General features: G+C 43.7%; 19 protein-coding genes and 1 tRNA gene. 1 reads left to right on the forward strand and 19 read right to left on the reverse strand.

What is annotated here, in order from left to right:
* Positions 1–18: 18 nt before the first annotated feature.
* From HMPREF2926_RS09060 to truA, 10 genes are all read right to left on the reverse strand, one after another.
* Positions 19–471, reverse strand: a complete 453-nt coding sequence (locus HMPREF2926_RS09060; protein WP_070587483.1) for a hypothetical protein — start codon at positions 469–471, stop codon at positions 19–21.
* 80 nt (positions 472–551) lie between these two features.
* Positions 552–637, reverse strand: a tRNA-Leu gene (locus HMPREF2926_RS09065).
* 124 nt (positions 638–761) lie between these two features.
* Entirely contained in the window at positions 762–2,375 is a 1,614-nt protein-coding gene (locus tag HMPREF2926_RS09070) for a CTP synthase (RefSeq protein WP_070587485.1), read from the reverse strand.
* 173 nt (positions 2,376–2,548) lie between these two features.
* Positions 2,549–3,244: a B3/B4 domain-containing protein gene (locus HMPREF2926_RS09075; RefSeq protein WP_070587488.1), complete on the reverse strand. Its 696-nt coding sequence runs from the start codon at positions 3,242–3,244 to the stop codon at positions 2,549–2,551.
* 261 nt (positions 3,245–3,505) lie between these two features.
* The gene (gene rpoE / locus HMPREF2926_RS09080) at positions 3,506–4,090 is read right to left on the reverse strand and encodes a DNA-directed RNA polymerase subunit delta (RefSeq protein ID WP_021154455.1); all 585 of its coding nucleotides are present in this window, start codon (positions 4,088–4,090) and stop codon (positions 3,506–3,508) included.
* Positions 4,091–4,316: 226 nt separating this feature from the next.
* Positions 4,317–5,600 carry a trigger factor gene (gene tig / locus HMPREF2926_RS09085; RefSeq protein ID WP_070587490.1) on the reverse strand — a complete coding sequence of 428 codons (1,284 nt, stop codon included), beginning with the start codon at positions 5,598–5,600 and terminating at the stop codon, positions 4,317–4,319.
* 128 nt (positions 5,601–5,728) lie between these two features.
* Positions 5,729–6,292 carry a TIGR01440 family protein gene (locus HMPREF2926_RS09090; RefSeq protein ID WP_003017993.1) on the reverse strand — a complete coding sequence of 188 codons (564 nt, stop codon included), beginning with the start codon at positions 6,290–6,292 and terminating at the stop codon, positions 5,729–5,731.
* Positions 6,293–6,295: 3 nt separating this feature from the next.
* Positions 6,296–6,766, reverse strand: a complete 471-nt coding sequence (locus tag HMPREF2926_RS09095) for an ECF transporter S component (protein ID WP_070587493.1) — start codon at positions 6,764–6,766, stop codon at positions 6,296–6,298.
* Entirely contained in the window at positions 6,756–7,517 is a 762-nt protein-coding gene (locus tag HMPREF2926_RS09100) for a bifunctional hydroxymethylpyrimidine kinase/phosphomethylpyrimidine kinase (protein WP_070587496.1), read from the reverse strand. The genes HMPREF2926_RS09095 and HMPREF2926_RS09100 overlap by 11 nt, the downstream gene beginning before the upstream one ends.
* Complete coding sequence (truA, locus tag HMPREF2926_RS09105) at positions 7,510–8,256, reverse strand: tRNA pseudouridine(38-40) synthase TruA (RefSeq protein ID WP_021154450.1); 747 nt, start codon at positions 8,254–8,256, stop codon at positions 7,510–7,512. The genes HMPREF2926_RS09100 and truA overlap by 8 nt, the downstream gene beginning before the upstream one ends.
* 37 nt (positions 8,257–8,293) lie before the next feature.
* On the opposite strand from truA, the gene HMPREF2926_RS09110 reads away from it, so the two are divergent.
* Positions 8,294–8,494: a hypothetical protein gene (locus HMPREF2926_RS09110; protein WP_070587498.1), complete on the forward strand. Its 201-nt coding sequence runs from the start codon at positions 8,294–8,296 to the stop codon at positions 8,492–8,494.
* 52 nt (positions 8,495–8,546) lie between these two features.
* Here the strand turns inward: HMPREF2926_RS09110 and HMPREF2926_RS09115 are convergent, their stop codons facing one another.
* The 9 genes from HMPREF2926_RS09115 to HMPREF2926_RS09155 all read right to left on the reverse strand — a co-directional run.
* Positions 8,547–12,083: a family 20 glycosylhydrolase gene (locus HMPREF2926_RS09115; protein ID WP_070587501.1), complete on the reverse strand. Its 3,537-nt coding sequence runs from the start codon at positions 12,081–12,083 to the stop codon at positions 8,547–8,549.
* A 161-nt stretch (positions 12,084–12,244) separates the two neighbouring features.
* Positions 12,245–13,378: a molecular chaperone DnaJ gene (gene dnaJ / locus HMPREF2926_RS09120; protein ID WP_003004734.1), complete on the reverse strand. Its 1,134-nt coding sequence runs from the start codon at positions 13,376–13,378 to the stop codon at positions 12,245–12,247.
* 266 nt (positions 13,379–13,644) lie between these two features.
* Positions 13,645–14,277 (reverse strand): DJ-1/PfpI family protein, encoded by a 633-nt coding sequence (locus HMPREF2926_RS09125; RefSeq protein WP_070587504.1) that lies wholly within the window; start codon positions 14,275–14,277, stop codon positions 13,645–13,647.
* Between the two features lie 57 nt (positions 14,278–14,334).
* Positions 14,335–14,661 (reverse strand): hypothetical protein, encoded by a 327-nt coding sequence (locus HMPREF2926_RS09130; RefSeq protein ID WP_070587507.1) that lies wholly within the window; start codon positions 14,659–14,661, stop codon positions 14,335–14,337.
* A 71-nt stretch (positions 14,662–14,732) separates the two neighbouring features.
* The gene (dnaK, locus tag HMPREF2926_RS09135) at positions 14,733–16,556 is read right to left on the reverse strand and encodes a molecular chaperone DnaK (RefSeq protein WP_003014055.1); all 1,824 of its coding nucleotides are present in this window, start codon (positions 16,554–16,556) and stop codon (positions 14,733–14,735) included.
* Positions 16,557–16,793: 237 nt separating this feature from the next.
* Positions 16,794–17,315, reverse strand: a complete 522-nt coding sequence (gene grpE, locus HMPREF2926_RS09140; RefSeq protein ID WP_371106518.1) for a nucleotide exchange factor GrpE — start codon at positions 17,313–17,315, stop codon at positions 16,794–16,796.
* 24 nt (positions 17,316–17,339) lie between these two features.
* Positions 17,340–18,374: a heat-inducible transcriptional repressor HrcA gene (gene hrcA / locus HMPREF2926_RS09145; protein ID WP_003004578.1), complete on the reverse strand. Its 1,035-nt coding sequence runs from the start codon at positions 18,372–18,374 to the stop codon at positions 17,340–17,342.
* Positions 18,375–18,542: 168 nt separating this feature from the next.
* On the reverse strand, positions 18,543–19,316 hold the full coding sequence (locus HMPREF2926_RS09150) for a M15 family metallopeptidase (RefSeq protein WP_070587512.1): 774 nt from the start codon (positions 19,314–19,316) through the stop codon (positions 18,543–18,545).
* On the reverse strand, positions 19,306–19,753 hold a 448-nt coding region (locus HMPREF2926_RS09155; RefSeq protein ID WP_070587515.1), incomplete at its 5' end, for a histidine phosphatase family protein. The genes HMPREF2926_RS09150 and HMPREF2926_RS09155, both read right to left, overlap by 11 nt.

A 19,753-nucleotide genomic window follows, 5' to 3' on the forward strand; every position in this document is an offset into this window, starting at 1 on the left:
CCGATTTCTGTCTCACTCTCAATTCTCTTCTTTAAAATTTTTTAGCGAAAGGAGAAAGGCGATCCCGCAGATCACAAGGAGTGCTGCTACAACCCATTGAGAATAGAAATAAGCAGCAAATAATTGACTGTCGGTGAACATTTTTCCAAAAAGCCCGTTTAGCACTCCCTCAAGAAAGGGAATATACTCACACACAGCAAGGATTGACGCAAGAAAGAGAATACTGCCCGCTATCAAGAAAAGATTGGGAATCCACTTTTTAATCCTTTTCTCTTTTCTGAGAAAATACTTAGAAGCAATCGCTGCTAGAAAAACGAGGACATTCCATATGTTTAAGGCGATAAAATATCTAAAAGTATCCTTGTATGCGCCTATCGCCATAGCTAAAATCAGGATAGGACCGAAAAAATTAATGGCACTTCCCAATAGTGCAAAGAGGCCATCGACCAAAACCAGATACTTCTTCTTCATTTTCTCACCTCATCTCACACCTATTCTACCACAAAGAAATTTAAAAACAAAAAAAGATAGCCAAAGCTATCTTGATCCGATGCGGAGAGAGGGACTTGAACCCTCACGACCTAAAGCGGTCACAGGATCCTTAGTCCTGCGCGTCTGCCAATTCCGCCATCCCCGCGATTGAGTACTTTACTAGTATATCAATCAACAACTTTTTTGTCAAGATTTTTTTCAAACTTTTTTCAGGGTTTGTCATTTTTTCACAAAAAGGGAGCAGGTCTATAGACCTGCTCCCTTGATTTTTATTTGCTATCGTGGTTTTCAACTGCCGCTGTGATGAAGGCTGTGTAAAGTCCTTCTGGGCGGTTTGGACGGCTTGACAATTCTGGGTGGTATTGGCAAGCAACAAAGAATTTGTTTTCTGGGATTTCAACGATTTCGACCAAACGGTTGTCTGGTGAAACGCCTGAGAAGACAAAACCTGCTTCTTCAAACTGTTCACGGAAAACATTGTTAAACTCATAACGGTGACGGTGGCGACGTTGTACCACTTCTTGATTATCATAGGCAGCGGCTGCTTTTGATCCTCGTTTGAGTTTAGATGGGTAAAGACCGAGACGGAGCGTTCCTCCCATGTCTTCCACATCAATTTGGTCCCGCATGATATCGATAATTGGATACTTGGTTTCTGGATCCAATTCGGATGAATTGGCCCCTTCCAAGCCTAAAACGTGACGGGCAAATTCGATACAGGTTAACTGCATACCCAAGCAGACACCCAACATTGGGACGTCTTGTTCACGCGCATACTTGATGGCTTGAATTTTTCCTTCTGTTCCCCGTTGACCAAAACCACCTGGGACGATGATCCCATCCGCATCTCCAAGGAGTTCTGCCACATTTTCAGCTGTCACATCATTGGCATTGACCCAATTAATCTTGACCTCTGCATCATTGGCATACCCTGAGTGCTTCAAGGCCTCAACGACAGAAATGTAGGCATCTTGCAATTCTACGTATTTTCCAACCAAGGAAATCTTGACCTGCTTCTTGAGGTTCATGACCTTGTCGACCATCGCAGACCATTCTGTCATATCTGCTGCAGGAACATTCAATTTCAAATGGTCACAAACGATTTGGTCCATATTTTGCGCTTGCAAGTTCAATGGGATTTGGTACAAGTGTTCCACATCAAGTGACTCGATGACAGCTTCTGGTGCCACATCACAGAATTGAGCCAACTTGTTCTTAATTCCTTGACCAGCTGGTTTTTCTGTACGGATGACCAACATATTTGGTTGAATCCCAAGACCACGCAATTCTTTCACAGAGTGTTGGGTCGGTTTGGTTTTCATTTCTCCCGCAGCCTTCAAATAAGGAAGAAGAGTGGTGTGGATGTACATAACGTTTTCAGCACCAACATCTGCCTTCATTTGACGAAGAGCTTCAAGGAATGGAAGGGACTCAATGTCTCCAACTGTTCCCCCGACTTCTGTGATGATGACATCTGAATCCGTCGTCGTCGCTGCTCGTTTGATCTTTTCTTTCAAAGCATCTGTGATATGAGGAATAACCTGTACAGTCGCGCCCAAGTATTCTCCGCGACGTTCCTTGCGAAGGACTTCGCTATAAATTTTCCCTGTTGTCACATTTGAGTACTTATTCAGATTGATATCAATGAAGCGTTCATAGTGACCAAGGTCCAAGTCTGTCTCTGCGCCATCGTCTGTGACAAATACTTCCCCGTGTTGGTAAGGGCTCATCGTCCCTGGATCAATATTGATATAAGGGTCAAATTTTTGGATGGTCACTTTCAATCCACGATTTTTAAGCAAGCGACCAAGACTTGCTGCGACAATCCCTTTCCCGATGGATGATACGACACCACCCGTGACAAAAATATATTTTGTTGACATGTGCTTTCCTCTTCTTCTATTGTTGTAGAGGCCATTCCTCTTTGCAGAAAAAACAAAAATAGCTCCCTAATCCTTAGGGAGCTCCGACCTCAAAATGAGGTGCCCGAACAATATCTTACCGCAAATGGTCTACTTTGTCAAATTGAAAATTTCATGAAAATATTTTTCGCTGTTTACACGACCTTTTCCACTCCATTTTGTGTGACGAGAAATTTCTCAAATTGAAGTTGAGACATGCAAAGAGCAAGATCCTTGTGGATTCGTTCTAGCGCTTCTAAACGCATCTCGACTGATGTCTCGGTATTTCCTTGGATGACAAAGAGGGCGTTTTGCGTAGTCTCCTCAAATTTGTAATGGTCACTATCGCGTACATCCAACCAAGCCAAAACTCCTTTTTGATCCCGGTAGACAGGATCTGTCGATGCGACATGTTTTTCACTAGAAAGGATCGGGAGGAAGAGATCTTCTCTTTGACTCACTGTAAATTCAATCGGTCCCTCAATCTTATCTAGGTCATGTCCTCCGATCGCGAGAAAAGACTTCAGAAATTCGACATTATAGATATCGATGATGCTATTGATCTGAGGAAGAGCACCTCGATGTTGGATGTTTCGGATAAGAGCTAGGACTGTTGGTGGATTTTTCTTGATGCTACGCCCTACTTTTTGCAAAAGGTCTGTATACCCTTTGATAACAGGAGATGCCACTACTTCTTCTGTCTGACATTGGAGCGCCCATTGTTCAACTTCTTTCTTCTTTTCAAGAAAAGAAGGGGGCAAAACTGCTTGGGGATCCACATTTCTAGCAATTCCGACCACAACCGTATCAATACCAAGATCTACTAAACTTTGATCTAAACGAAAGTCCATCTGGAACACCTCCTATTGGGAAACCTTACACGTTTATCATATACCATTTCGCCACTTTTTTCAATGCAAACAAAAAGAGAGTGGGACAGAAATCGGTAATTCGTTAGAATTCGATTTCGTCGTCCCACCTCCGCACAGTTGAGTAGGGCTGTAAAAGCTGATGAAATCAGCGTAGTAGAGCCCACTCAACCACTGCGTCTTGCTCAACAATCCAAAAACAATTGAGAGGCTAGGACTTTTGTCCCCGCCTCTTCTTATGTTTTATTCTTCTTCCTCGTCTTCAGAATCCTCTTCTTCGTCGTCTTCTTCGCTTAATTCAACTTCCTCACCCAAATCATCTGGTACGATTTCATTGATTTCAGCATCGTAAGCTTCGACTTCACTCTTTTCATCGTCTGGATTTTCTTCATCATATGAAAGAGCTGGATCTGCTTCGTAAACTTCTTCATCTTCTGGATCGTCGTCGTTGTAGTCGATCGCATCCTCGTCTCCATCCATGAAGGCATTGACACGTTTTTTCTTCCGTTTCTTAGGAGCTTCATCTTCGTCTGTTTCTTCAAGAGCGATGATTTCTTCGTCAACTTCATCGATGGCATACCATGAACGAAGACCCCATTTGTTATCTCCAAGTGGGATAAAGCTTCCATCTACATTCAATTCTGTGTAGAACAATGGGAGGGCTTCACGGATCTCGCTGTTTGATTTTTCAAGGTAATTTTGAATTTCATTTACAAGATCGCTAAAGTACATTTCATGGTCACGTCCGCGTAATTCCAAAATCGCACGCGCCACTTCAATCATAGAAAGTTCACTTTTTTCTTGTCCAGCAAATACTTCTAATTCCAAGGGTAAATCTCCTTATGTTTCATTTCCTAAATGGAGAAGGATCCGGTCTTCAACCTCATCCTATCCTCAATGATAGATTGAAAACTTCTCGTCACTAAATCTATCACGCATTTTATCGTTACACTCTATTGTACGATAAATTTCCCCTTTCGTCAAAGGAAAATTCCAGGATTCTCCACGAAATCAGAAAAAAGAAGAGCCGTGAGGCTCTTCTTTTTAATCTCAATTATTTTACTTTTGCTGTGCTTGTGATTACGTTCACTGCTTTCTTCACTGTGATGTCATGTTTCAACATTTCTGGTGAAAGAAGGTTGCGAACTTGTTCAACTGGCATGTTGTAATCTGCTGCCAATTGTTCGATTTCAGCGTTGATTTCTTCTTCAGTTGCTTCGAAGCCTTCTGCTTTCGCTACTGCTTCAACCACAAGGTTTGTCTTCGTACGGCTTTCAGCTTCTGCTTCGTATTGTTTGTGAAGATCTTCTTGAGTTGTTCCAGTGATTTGGAAGTACATTTCAGGTGAGATACCTTGACGTTGCATGTTTCCAAGGAACTCGTTGATTGAACGGTGTACTTCTTCGTGGATCATTTCTTCTGGAAGGTCAACGATTTCAGCGTTTTCAACTGCTAGATCGATTGTTGCTGCTTCTACTGCATCGTTGTATGCTTCTTCTTTAGCTGCTGCCAATTCTTTGCGGTATTTTTCTTTCAATTCGTCAAGAGTTTCAACTTCTTCGTCGATGTCTTTTGCCAATTCATCGTCAAGAGCTGGTACTTCTTTTGCTTTTACTTCGTGGATAGTTGTCACGAATTTCGCTTCTTTACCTGCAAGGTCAGCTGCTTGGTAGTCTTCTGGGAAGGTTACGATCACGTCAACTGTTTCACCAGCAGAGTGTCCAACCAATTGGTCTTCGAAACCTGGGATGAATTGACCTGAACCAAGTCCAAGTGAGAAGTTGTCACCTTTACCACCGTCGAATTCAACACCGTCGATAGAACCTACGAAGTCGATCACAACTGTGTCACCTTCTGCTGCAGCACCTTCTTTAACAACCAATTCAGCCAAGTTGTTGCGTTCGCGTTCGATACGAGCATCCACATCAGCGTCTGTTACTTCTTTAGAAACTTCTACTGATACTTCAAGGTCTTTGTAAGCACCCAATTTTACTTCAGGTTTTGTGACAACAGCTGCTGTCAATGTCCAGTCTTGACCTTTTTCCATAGATACAACATCGAAAGTTGGTTGTGCTACAACTTCGATTCCAGCTTCTTTAACAGCTGCTTCATATGCTGCTGGAAGAAGATCGTTCAAAGCATCTTGGTAAAGTGCTTCTTCACCAAAACGTTGGTTGAAGATTGGACGTGGAATATGACCTTTACGGAATCCAGGTACGTTCAAAGTTTTCTTAACTGACTCAAACACACGGTCCAAAGCAGGTTTGATTTGCTCTTGGCTGATTGTGAAAGTCAATACACCGTGGTTAGTTTCTTTGTTTTCAAATGATACAGACATTCTGTCTCTCCTTAAAATAATATAGTCATTCCTTATAATTTTACCACAAAACTTTGAAATTGCAAGTTTTAAAACGTTTTTGCCTCTCTTTTCATCCAAAAAAACTAGCCCTTTAAAGCTAGTTCTGATTATGATTTTCGGATGGGATCATCGAGGTAGAGAGCACGGGCACCGCCGATCAATTTTGGCCGACTGGCGAGGGCTGTGACATGGGCTCCACCTAGTTCACGCAAGATAGGGCGAATCGGAACTTGCACGTGTTTGACATGCATCCCTACTGAGGTATCTCCGATGTCTAACCCGGCTTGAGCTGTGATAAATTCCACTTCAACAGGATCCTTAAAATACTTGAAAGCTGCGAGTTGTCCAGCACCTCCTGCATGGAGACTCGGAAGGACATTGACGATTTCTAGCTCCTTTTTATCTGCCAATTCTCTTTCGACCACCAAGGCGCGATTGAGATGCTCACATCCTTGTACCGCCAGATAAATCCCTCTTGGATTCAACTCATCTAGCAAGGTCTGGACAATAGCTTCGGCAATGTCAATGTTGGAGGCTTTTCCAATTCGCCCTCCTGCAACTTCGCTTGAAGACATCCCGAGGACTAGAATCTGTCCTTGGCGGAGACGGCTTTTTTCCAAGACATCTACCAGGATTTCTTTTGTATCCTTCTTCAGTTGCTCCAGATCCATGAATTAGCTTCCTTTCTTTTGAAATGCATAATAGACAACATAGCCTAAAGCCATTCCAACAAAATTCTGAGCGAGGTTATTCGGAATGTCCGAGATAGCAACACCCCAGCCATTGCCTAAAAAGAGAGCAGAAGCTAGTGCGTAACCGCCTACCATGACGACTGTTGCAAGGAGCAAGCCTAGGTAACGAGCTTTGCCCTTGAAGCCAGCGAAATAGCCTTGGCCTCCGTGAAAGAGGAGGCTAAAGAACATCCACTGAGGATAGCCTGAAATCAGATCCAATAAGAAGGCTCCGACACCGCCTACAATAGCACCTTCCTTGCGTCCAAAATAGAAGGCTGTGAAATAGGCACCAAGATCTAGCAGGGTGACGATCCCTGTAGGAGTTGGAAGTTTGGTATAGTAGCCAAGTACAACTGTCAAGGCTGTCAAAATAGAGAGGCGGGCAATGAGTTGAGTTCGATTAGATGTCATATTGTACTACTCCATACTGGTCTGAATGTTGAATCGCTTGGAAAACAAAGTCTTTAGAGGCTTTAACAGCTTCAAGTGGTGATTTCCCTTTTACCAACTGGCTGGAAATGCTAGACGCAAAGGTACAACCTGCTCCTGTATTGTTCTTTTCCAAGACTGGCTCTTCAATGACGGTGAAGTCCGTCCCATCATAAAAGACATCGATGGCCTTTTCTTTGTTGAGACGATTGCCCCCTTTGACCACGACATTCGCTGCTCCTAATTCGTGGAGCTTGCGCGCTGCCTCCTTCATATCGTCGAGCGATTGAATCTTGCTTTGGGTCAAGATCTCAGCTTCTGGTAAGTTTGGCGTGATGATAGTCACATAAGGGAAGAACTTGATCAATTCGTCTCGAAGGGCTGATACTTCCACGTCATGTGTTTCCTTGCAGACCAAGACGGGGTCTAGTACTACGGGGATCTCAGAATGGGCTTTGACATAGTCCAAGGCTAAGTCTGCCACTTCAACATTTGGCAAAAGGCCGAGTTTAATAGCAGAAAAAGGAACATCCTTGAGAGAGTTGAGCTGTTGCGCAAAGGTCGTCGGATCCACCGGAATCACTTCAAAACCGTGCTCCGTCATAGCGGTCAAACAAGTCACCGCTACAAAACCATGCTGTTTGTTAGTCGTATAAGTTGCAAGGTCTGCATGAAGACCCCCTCCACTAAAAATATCATTTCCTGAAATAGCTAGAATCAATTCATTACTCATAACGGATCTCCTTTAAATATAAGCCATTTGGCGCTGCTGTAGGACCTGCTAGATTGCGGTCCTTCTTTTCTAAAATTAGATCGATCTGCTCGATCGGCATCCGATCATTTCCAATCTTCAACAAAGTTCCCACCATATTGCGGATTTGCTTGTAGAGAAAGCCATTGCCCGAAAAGGTAAAGACAAGGCGATGATGTTCTGCATCCTCGACCAAGCGAGCCTCTGTAATCGTACGAACCTTATCTTCCACGCTGGTTCCTGAAGCTGTGAAACCGGTGAAATCATGGGTTCCCTCCAACTTTTGGATGGCTGCTTGCATCTTTTCCACATCCAAAGGATAAGGATAGTGGGTGGCATAGTGGCGCATCATGGGGTTCTTGGGACGACCATAATCCACGATAAATTCATAGGTCTTGCTGTGCTTCTTGTAGCGTGAGTGAAAGTCATCTGCTACTTGCTCCACTCGGATGAAATCAATATCCTCTGGGGTTTGGGTATCGAGGGCAAAGCGAAGCTTCTCCTCGTCCCGCGCTTGGGGGAGATCAAAATGAATCACCTGGCCAAGAGCATGGACACCGGAATCCGTTCGCCCCGCTCCATGAACGGTAACAGGGGTTCCTTGATTGAGGCGCGTCAAGGTCTTCTCGATTTCTTCTTGCACACTACGGGCATGCGGTTGGCGTTGAAACCCTGCAAACAAGGTCCCGTCATATGAAATGGTTGCTTTGTATCGTGTCATGGTTTTATTTTAGCAGGATATAGAAGGGGTTACAAGAGTGAAAAATTCAAACTGTCCGGGTACAGTTTTGCAAGTACAAAAAGAGGCTGGGACAAAAGTCCTAGCCTCTCAATTGATTTTTGAATTGTCGAGCAAGACGCAGTGGTTGAGTGGGCTCTACTACGCTGATTTCATCAGCTTTTACAGCCCTACTCAACTGTGCGGAGGTGGGACGACGAAATCGAATTCTAACGAATGACCGATTTCTGTCTCACTCTCCTAACTTCGACCTGTTACAAATCTACTAGGTCTCAGTCTCTTTTTTTATTTTTCAAGTCCATTCCTGCTGCTCCTAAGATCGCTCCTAGTAAAGCGAGTCCCAGAGCAGATTCCACTCCTGTTTCTGGAAGTTGCTTGTCAGAGTTTACTGCTTCTGAACCAACCTCTTTTTCCACAGCTACTGGAATTGGCGTTGGGGTATTTTCTGGTGCTACTGGTTGATCCTTCGCGATCACATGAGGTGTTGACTGATCTGGAACCATTTTGTTGGCAAGTAAGTCTGATTTCACTGGTGCTTCTACGGAAGGGCTTGCTGGAGTCACAACCTCTTTGGTACCGACTTCAACAATTTCTGCAACTGGCTCTGTTGCAACTTCTGTAGCGATCACTTTTCGAATTTGATCAAGTGCCGAAACCTCTACATACTCAAGACCTTGCCCTTTAACTCCAGCCTGGATCACTTTGCGTTCTCCTTTAGCGAGATCTGGATTGGTGCGTTCCACAAGGTCAAAATCAAGTTCTTTTTCTACGATTTCAAGACTTGGTTTGTCTTCCACTAGGGCTTTGACGTCATTTTCAGCCAAGCTACCCACTTGTGTAATTGGCTTGAGCCCTGCAAGGGCTTGGGTCAGAGCAGCCATTTCTTGATCCACCTGATCTTGATGAGCACGACTCACATTCCAATTCAAGCTATCTAAGACTTTCGCAAGGGCTGCGCGAGATTCTGGTGTGTATATGTCTAGATCTGTTGGCACCGTAGCAACTGCTTTTCTAAGAGCAGTGAAGTCTGCCTTGAAATAGTCCTTGTTGTGGTTGGCAAAAGCTTCCATAACCTGGAAGACTTCTTCTTCCTTGTATTCATTGGCCGGCTCATCAGCCCAAATTCCCAACATACTTCCGGATGTCGGTAATTTGACATCAGGGTACTTGGTTGAAGCTAACTGTTCAAACGGAACAGTTTCTGTATTTTGAATAGCTTTTTCGAGCGGATAACTTTGATCACCTTTGTGGCCCAAAACATAGTACCAGTCTCCGTTGGTATTAAGGAATTTATACCCCTTATCTGCCAAATACTGTGGAGATGCGAGGTTATAGCCCCACCATCCTTTAGACCAGTATGAAATCAAGACGTCCTTGTCAAAGGCAACATCATCTTCATCTCCATAATAGAAGCCATCGTTAAAGGCCATTGGCTGCAAGCCTTTTTCACGCGCCATGGCTGCAAGACTATTGGAATACTCCGCAAATTTACCATAGAGGTCATACCACTTGAGGTAGTACCAACCTTGCGCACTGGTAGCATCATTGGCATATTCATCTGTTCCGTAGTTAAAGATCTTAGACTTGTCTTTGAAGTAATCCATGTACTTGCCAATTAAGGCTTTGGTAAAGTTGACTGCTGCTTCATTGGTCAAATCCATGGTTGTTTTTGAAACCGTATCAAAGCTGGCTTGTGGATTTTCAATGCCCAATTTTTCCATGGCAACCAACAAAGCATCCATGTGTCCAGGACTATTGACTGCCGCAATCAAGCCGATTCCTTTAGCAGTCGCATAAGCATGGAGTTCATCCATTTCTGCTTGAGTCAAGGCTTGACCATTTGGATCATCGTAATAGGCCTTGGTGCCTTCTAAAATGGCCTTTTTTACATCATCACTGGCATAGGTTTTGCCATTGGCTTCCACCGTCATGTCATCGAGGACGAAGCGCATGCCATCGTTTCCAACAAGGAGGTGCAAGTCAGAATAACCCAGCTCACTGGCCTTATCGACGATCCGTTTCAACTGATCCAGTGAGAAGTATTTGCGGCCTGCATCGATCGAGATGACCTTCTTCATGGCGAGTTTTTCTGCTGCTTCTTTTGCAGCAACTTCTTTCGCGTAGATTTCCGTATACACCAAAGCATCTTGAGCTGCTTTGAGATGGTCGATCAAAGTTTTGGCCTCTGCTCGAGTCGTGTCTGTTCCTGCCCCTTCTAATGCTTTTTTAGCTGCCGCAAAAGCTACTAGAGATTCCGGTGTATAGTGATCCAAATCAGTTGGAGCTTCTGAAAGAGCTTTTCCGACGACTTCAGGATCTGCAACAAAGTAGTCCGCATTCTTGTCCGCGAAGGCATGCATGAGCTTAAAGAGAAGGTCTTTTTTGTAGGTTGCGGATGGCGTATCTGCCCAAGCAGCTACCATGCCACCGATGAAAGGTACCTTAGCCCCATCATTTTTTTGAACCACATCAATCGCTGACTTGAAAATTCCTTCGAGACCTTGATCGAGGTTGTACCAACCAGATCCAGCCTTGTCCCGTCCAAGCACATAATACCAAGCATCATTGGTATTAAGAATCTGATGACCTAGTTCAGACAAGAGTTTTGAAGAAGCGACATCATATCCGTTCCAGCCACCTGTCCAGTAGGAGACAATGATATCCTTGTCAAAAGTGCCATAGGAAGTATCGCCATTGTAGTAGATTCCATCATTGAAGGCCATTGGTTTCATCTTGTGTTTTTTCACAAGAGCTGCTAGATCATTGGCGTATTGAATGAATTTTTCATAGCCTTTTTCTGGATAGCCTTCACCTGGCCAATGCTTGCTGGCTTGGAGAACCTGCCAACCATGGGCATCTGTGGCATCGTTAGCATATTCATCCAAACCAATGTTAAAAATGTCTGCCTTGCCGCTGAAATAAGCCGCATACTTGTCTACCAAAGCCTTGGTGAAGTCTAAGGCTTTTTGGTTGTCCAAATCAACTGTCCGAGCTGATTTTTTAGTGCCAAAGTAATTAAAGTGAGGATTTTCGATCCCCAATTGTTCCATGGCTGTCAGAATCGCATCCATGTGACCTGGACTATTAATGGTTGGGATGACACCTACTTTCTTCGATTTGGCGTAGGCCAAAATATCATCCATTTGAGCCTGGGTCAAGGCTGTCCCGTTCGGATCATCGTAATAAGCCTTCGTCCCTTTTTCAACTGCATCTGTCACGGCTTGGCTAGAATAAGAAGTATCTCCCACTTTCAAAGACATGTCATCCAGCACAAAGCGCAAACCATCATTTCCGACTAGAAGATGCAAGTCTGTATAGCCCGTCTTACTAGCTTCATCAATGATTTCCTTGATTTGGTCTGGTGAGAAGTACTTGCGACCGGCATCGATCGAAACAATCTTTTTCTTGGCTAATTTTTCTTCTTGGTCAGGATCTTTAGCAGGCGTTTCCGTCGCTGCTGTCGCTGGTTGAGCTGCCACATCCGACTCTGCGACAAAACTTGCTTCTTCGCGAATCAAACGGTCAATATCTGATACCCGCAATTCACGATCAGGCAGTGTCGGTTGACTTTGATCGACGATTGGGGCAGGAGCCGTTGGTTTTTCTACTGTTGGCTGAGAAGCTTCCTCATTAAGAGAAATCGTTGACTCACCCTCGCTTGGCTGAGTTGATACTGTCGTTGCAGGACTGTCTGTAACGCTCGGCGTATCTGCTGCTACAACATTCGCGCCAGCAAAAAATCCTATGAGCACCGAAGCAGCTCCTACTGCATACTTGCGAATCGCATAACGTGGTTGATGTGATTTCATCAGGACCTCCTAAATTGTCTTTGTAATCGTTTTCTTAAATTTACCACGATATCTTAATAAATTCAATGAGGGTCCTCATTATTCTTTAATTAGGAGAGGAAGTTCTTGGATTCGATCCAAAATAAAACGAGCTCCTTACTCAAAAAGAAACTCGTTCATTTTTATAAATCATCTAAAGCATCTTTGACCTTGTCAAAGAACCCTTTTTTCTTTGGGTTGACCTTCAAATCACTTGCTTCCGCAAAGGCTTGAAGGGCTTCTTTTTGCTTGTCATTTAAACCAGTTGGGGTGACGACATTGACAGATACATATTGATCCCCCATAGCACCACCACGCAAGCTTGGAGCCCCTTTTCCACGGAGGCGGAATTTCTTACCGGTTTGGGTTCCTTCAGGAATGACCAAATCGACATCTCCGTGAACAGTTGGCACATGGACCGTATCTCCAAGAGCTGCTTGAACAAAGTTCAAGTCTAACTTGTAATAGATGGTTGAACCATCACGTTCGAAACGATCGCTCGGCTCAACATTGACAACAACATACAAGTCCCCGTATGGTCCACCGTTAAAGCCAGCTTCTCCTTGACCAGCTAAGCGGATTTGTTGACCTGTTTCAACTCCTGCAGGAATCTTGACGTTCACGCTATGAGCTTGTTTTTCATGACCTGTTCCACGACAAGTCGTACATGGATCTTTGATTTCTTGACCACGACCATGACAGACATCACAGGTCACTTGACGGCGCATCATCCCAAGAGGGGTTTGCGTATCCACATTGATGACTCCAGAACCATGACAGCGTCCACAGGTCACCGGACTAGTGCCTGGCTTAGCTCCAGAACCATGACAGGTATGACAGCTAGCTTCCCGATGGTACTTGACTTCTTTTTCCGCACCAAAAATCGCTTCTTCAAACTTGAGATTGACGCGGTATTGGAGGTCATCCCCTTGACGAGGAGCATTCGGATTACGGCTTGCACCACCACCAAAGAAGCTAGAGAAGATGTCTTCAAAACCACCAAAACCAGCACCATCAAAGCCACCAAAACCACCTGCTCCGCCACCGAAGCCACCATTGGCACCCGCAGCACCATATTGGTCATAAGCAGCCCGTTTTTGCTCGTCACTCAAAGTCTCATAAGCTTCTTGAACTTCCTTGTACTTTTCCTCAGCACCAGGCTCCTTGTTGATATCTGGGTGATATTTTTTAGATAATTTCCGATAGGCTTTCTTGATCTCATCCTGAGATGCATTCTTTGAAACGCCCAAACGGTCATAAAATTCAGTATTGTTCATACAAGATACTAAGAGCGAACAGAAAGCGACTGAAATTTAGGAAACCGACAAGAAATCCTGATTTCTTAGGCGGTTTATCTAATTTCCAAGCTTTCCGCTCGAGTTCAATTCCCCGAACGCTCTTTGTTCCTTTCTATTGATGTTGTGAATCAAACCACGATTTAGGTCGGGTTCAGTTCCTTTCTTTTATATTGAATTAGAAACTTTGGAACCCGTGTTCAGTTACGAACACTCTTTGTTCCTTTCTATAATTTTCATGTAAATCTTTAGAGGCTGTTTTCTATACTTCGCTTCACTTGATCAAAGTCTTGGTCCGATAGAGTAAATATCAAATCCTCTTCTGAGTAGTCGTTTCGTTCTTTAAAATAGTTGTCCGTATTAGCTGCCAAGCCTAAACTTAGAATCACTTTTCTTGCAAACTCTTGATGGGCAAAACCGATAGCCGTAATGATCTGTTTATCTTGCACAACCAGTTTGGGTTGGAAATTTTCACGTGGAAGAAATTCAAAATAGTCAAAGAAGTTTTGCCAAATTCCACCTGTAAATTTCGTGTCCTTCAACAGACCTGCTTTCGCTAATAAAAGAGGCGCTGAAGAAATGGCTGCAATGAGGATATCTTGCTCACCAAGGTCCCTCAAAAATGAAATCAATTTCTCATCCTGTAGGGCAGGTCCTATGTTGACCATTCCTGGCAAAATCACACAAGAATACTCTTCTATACAGATTTGATCTAGTGTTTTGGTCGGTTGACAGGGCAAGCCATCCTCAGAGACCACCATCGAATGATCTGAAGCGGCATAATCAATCGTACTATCAAAAGACAGAGCTAAAGTACTTGTTAAAGCGGTTATCTCATAAAGAGAAAAATTAGGATAAATGATACAAAGTACTTTTTTCATACGCAACATCCTCTATTTTACCGAAAAACAGAGGCTGGGTTGCAACCTCTGGATTTTTTATAACAAATTCGGATTCTCCCTGATTATATTGATAATATCTCGAGCATTAGTTATATTTTCTGAATAACTGCCACTAGTACCATCATCATCTTCGTAACTATAATTACTTGTTAATGAATAATCACTTTCAATGATGTATTCTTTAACCCAATTCCTAGTATATTTACCATCCGAGCTCCAACTGTCAAAGCTACCTTCTTCAGTATGTCTATTCCCTACCGAATTAATAAAACGCATTAACCACTCTACATCACTATCATTCAAATGAGAACCCGTAATATCAATGTACTGTGAAAGGTAATCTCTTTCTTCTCTAGTAGCCATATCATTCTCCTTTAAGTATAACTATCTAAAAACCAGGGAAAATTATGTTATATATAACTAAATAAATCTTCTTACTTTTCCGTAAACTCTCCGTCTACGACATCATCGCCTGCGTTTCCTGATGCTTGTGCGCCTTCTGCTCCTGCTTGTGCTTGTTGCGCTGCTGCAGCTTGTTCGTAGAGTTTAACAGCCAATGCTTGTGCTTTTTCGTTCAAGGCTTCAAGTTTCGCTTTCATTTCTTCAAGGTTACCTGATTCTTGAGCTTTCTTAAGATCATCAAGTCCTGCTTGAGCTGCGTCACGTTCTGCATCGAAGCCTTTGCCTTCAGTTTCTTTGATTGTCTTTTCAGTCGCAAAGATAGCTTGGTCTACTTCGTTACGAAGGTCAACTTCTTCTTTACGTTTCTTATCTGCTTCAGCGTTAGCTTCTGCATCTTTCATCATGCGATCGATTTCTTCATCTGTCAAACCTGAGTTTGATTGGATAACAATGGTTTGTTCTTTTTGAGTTCCAAGATCTTTCGCCTTAACAGATACGATACCGTTCTTATCGATGTCAAATGTAACTTCGATTTGTGGGATACCACGAGGTGCAGCTGGGATATCTGTCAATTGGAAGCGTCCAAGAGTCTTGTTATCTGCTGCCATTGGGCGTTCCCCTTGAAGAACGTGGATATCAACGGCTGGTTGGTTATCTGCTGCAGTTGAGAAGACTTGTGATTTAGATGTTGGAATCGTAGTGTTGCGATCGATGAGTTTTGTAAATACTCCACCCATTGTTTCGATACCAAGTGACAATGGAGTTACGTCAAGAAGGACAACGTCTTTCACGTCACCAGTGATCACACCACCTTGGATCGCAGCACCCATAGCCACTACTTCGTCAGGGTTCACTGATTTGTTTGGTTCTTTACCAGTTTCAGCTTTAACAGCTTCTACAACGGCAGGGATACGAGTTGAACCACCGACAAGGATGACTTCGTCGATATCTGACAAGCTCAAACCTGCATCTGAAAGGGCTTGGCGAACTGGAGTTTTCGTACGTTCTACAAGGTCACGAGTCAAATCATCGAATTTCGCACGAGTCAAGGTCATTTCCAAGTGAAGAGGTCCAGCAGCGCCTGCAGTGATGAATGGCAAGCTGATTTGTGTTGAAGTGACACCAGAAAGGTCTTTCTTCGCTTTTTCAGCTGCGTCTTTCAAACGTTGAAGCGCCATCTTGTCTGTTGACAAGTCGATACCATTTTCTTTCTTGAATTCTTCAACCATGTAGTCGATGATTTTTTGGTCAAAGTCATCACCACCAAGTTTGTTATCCCCTGCAGTTGCCAATACATCAAAGACACCATCACCCAATTCAAGGATAGATACGTCGAATGTACCACCACCAAGGTCAAATACCAAGATTTTTTCTTCTTTATCAGTCTTATCCAAACCATAAGCAAGAGCTGCTGCAGTTGGTTCGTTGACGATACGTTCTACTTCAAGACCAGCGATTTTACCAGCGTCTTTAGTTGCTTGACGTTGCGCATCGTTGAAGTAAGCTGGAACTGTGATAACTGCTTTCGTTACTTTTTCACCAAGGTAATCTTCAGCGTAACCTTTCAAGTATTGAAGGATCATAGCTGAGATTTCTTGTGGAGTGTATTCTTTTCCGTTAGCAGAAACTTTTTCAGAAGTACCCATCTTAGATTTGATAGAGATGATGGTATCTGGGTTTGTGACTGCTTGACGTTTTGCAGCATCACCAACGATGATTTCACCGTTTTTGAATGAAACTACAGATGGAGTTGTGCGGTTCCCTTCTGGGTTTGCGATAATTTTTGATTCAGTTCCTTCAAGAACTGCTACTGCTGAGTTTGTTGTACCTAAGTCAATACCGATAATTTTAGACATATGTTTTTCTCCTTAAGTTTTTCTTCCTTTTTTGATATTTCCCTTAAGTGGTGGGGACGTGAGCAACTCCCTTCGGGATTTCATCACTTATTTTTGAGCCTACTGTCTCAAAAATCCCCTGTTTCAGTAGCACAAGCTACTGAAACTTTCACCACGGCGGGAAATATATTCCTTGCAAGCCTCCGGCTTGCGTCTTATCTTTCTTTCATAGTTTAGTGTCGTTTCGGACAAGGCAGACTAGTTATAAACCACTACCATGGCTGGGCGTAGGATGCGGTCATGGAGTTTGTAGCCTTTTTGGAAGACTTGTGCGATAGTGTCTGCTGGATGTTCGTCATCTGCAGGTAAGGTTTGGATAGCCATGTGGTAGTTATGGTCAAAGGCTCCGTCCGCTGGAATTTCTTCGATTCCTTCTTCTTTCAGAGCATGTACCAAACTTTCTTGGACCATTTCCAAGCCCTTCTTCACATCATCTGTCAATCCTTCTACGGCAAGGGCACGTTCGAGGTTGTCAAGTGATGGTAAGATCGCTTTTGCCAAATCTTGGCTACGGTACTTTTGTAATTGTTGACGTTCTTCATTGGCACGGCGCTGAATGTTTTGCATTTCTGCATGAGCACGAAGGTATTTATTTTCAAATTCTTCGGTACGCGCTTGTGCTTCTTCTAACTCAGAAGGTTGGTTGCTTTCCTCTACAACTTCTTCAGTTGTTTGGTCAACTTCTTCTTTCACGTCTTCTTTTTTAATATCTTCTGTCAAGGCATACACCCCTTTCATTTGGTCTTAATTTACTTCATAATGGTTGCTATTGAGGTAGCGGTAGTAATCCGTCAACTTCATAACCAGTACCCGTCCGATGACATTGACCAGGCTAATCACACGCCTGTAATCCATCTCTACAGGACCGATCACATGCATGAGGGCCATCCCACGATAAGGAACCAGGAACTTGTGACTAATGACCGTCACATTTTTCAAGGCCTTCTCTTGGGATTCTGCAACCAGGATCTGGGTCATTTGGTCTTCTGGCATTCCCCCTCGCAACTCGAGAGCTACATGTTGGGGATTGTCCAAGAACTGATAGGTCTGAAGATCGGCGTAGGTTAAGGATGAAACCTTTCCTTCTACAAAAACCAGTTCTTGAAACAGTTGCGAGAAGACGTAATCAAAGAGATCCAGCACATTGTCTGTCGTCTTGAAATAGCGCTGTACAATCTGTGGAATCTCCGTCCGCAAGCGGTAGTGGATATCCAAAACTGTATTTCCAATGAAGCGTTCTTGAACCAGCTGATGGAAGATTTCCAAGTCACTGGTTAAGAAATTCTTTGGAATGGCAAACTGGACGGTGACAGGTTTTGATTCATCCAAGGTCAGAACTGCTAAGGCATCGTGGTTGGATAATGGAACAATCTCAAAACCAGTCAAGCGCTGACGTGTCGGTTCAACATCCTGAATCACTGCGGTGTAACCCGTCATCTGGGCTAGTAACTTGGCCGTAGCATCCAAGATATCGTCTAACTTAAAGGCTTCGAAATCAAAGGCTTTCACCACCTGGTAGACATCTTGCTCATCAATTAACTCTAGATCAAGCGAGTTCTGAACAAAATATTGAAAACCAGCTCGACTAGGCATGCGGCCACTCGAAGTGTGGGCCTTTTCTAGTAAGCCTTGTTTTTCGAGGGCAGCCATGTCGTTTCGAATGGTCGCACTACTGGATTGAATGACATCTTGTAGCGCTTTTGAACCGACTGGTTCGTGGGTCTTGGTAAAGATATCGACAACAAGATTGAGAATCTCATTTTGACGTTCTGTAACCATGACCTCACCTCTCTTTCATTTTTTAGCACTCTAAACACTTGAGTGCTAAACCATGATTCTATTATACACCCATCCAAAAGAAAGTCAAGAGAAAAATCCAAAAAATTAGCACTCTTTTTTCAAGAGTGCTAAAAATCATTCTTAAGACCTAGAGAAGTGAATCTCCTCTTATTTGCCAGCTTTTTTCAAGAGTTGAATATATTCTTCCAATACTAGCTGATGCTTGGCCATATACTGAGCATTTTCTACGCCAACATAACGGAAATGCCAATTCTCAAAATTCACTCCCGTGATGTTGCTCTTCCCATCTGGGTAGCGAAGGACAAAGCCATATTGCGGTGCGATGGCAGCCAGCTGCATGCCCAACTCATCACTTTGGCCAGCTTCGACACTCATATCAATCGCAAGTCCCGTCTGGTGTTCACTAGCACCAGGGACCTGTACCTGAGTCTGCACCTGCTTTTCAGCTTCTTCATGCGAAAGACCACTAGCCTCTAGTTGCGCAACACGTTCATTATAGAGCTCTGTTTGTTCGGCCACACTTCGATAGCCTGATATCAAGGTTTCTTCTGGGGCAATTTTTCGAGCTGCTTCTAAGAATTGACGAGTTGGTTCTACAATCCGACTATCCACTTTGATAGCATCCACATCTGTCAATTGTGGGTTCAGCTCAGGCTTCACATTGTCACGATTGACCAAGATCAACTGCCAGTCTTTTGTCGAAACGGCTGGTAAATCTGATTTTTCTTCCTTTTTCTTAGAAGAAGAGGGAGTCGTTACAGCTGTTTTTTTAGCCTTCCAAAACTGAAGCCCTGAAAACAAGCTCGGCTTCGCTAAGTAAGCACCAATTCCCGATCCAAGGACCACAAGAAGAAAGAAACTCAATAGGTAAGGCCACCACTTCTTACGTTTTTTTCGTGCGCGTCTATACTTATTCGTCATGGCCACCCTCTAGAAGTTTTGCTCCAACCTTACGATAGGACATATCCCCAATCTTTTCAATATGAAAGGCACCATCTTCATAGGCCAAAACCGTCACGCTTCCGTTGTCCAAGACCAATTCTTCGACAGCCTTAGGATCGATGAGATAAATCAAGGTCGTAATCGTCATACCATGGCTGACCACAATAGCATTGCCACCGCCAGCTGCTTCTACCTCTTTTGCGATGGCTTCAAATCCTTCTAGGATCCGGCCACTCAAGGTACCCCAGGATTCAGCCCAGCCCGTGGTATCCACTTCGACGATTCCTTCTGCTAACTCCATTAGGCTCAACTGATGGAAATCATCGACCTTAAAGACACGAGGTAAGACCCCCATGAAGAGATCACCATCATAAGCACCGTCAAAACTACCAAAACACCACTCGCGGATCCGTTTG

This window comes from Streptococcus sp. HMSC078D09 (assembly GCF_001813675.1).
In the GTDB taxonomy this organism is placed as follows: domain Bacteria; phylum Bacillota; class Bacilli; order Lactobacillales; family Streptococcaceae; genus Streptococcus.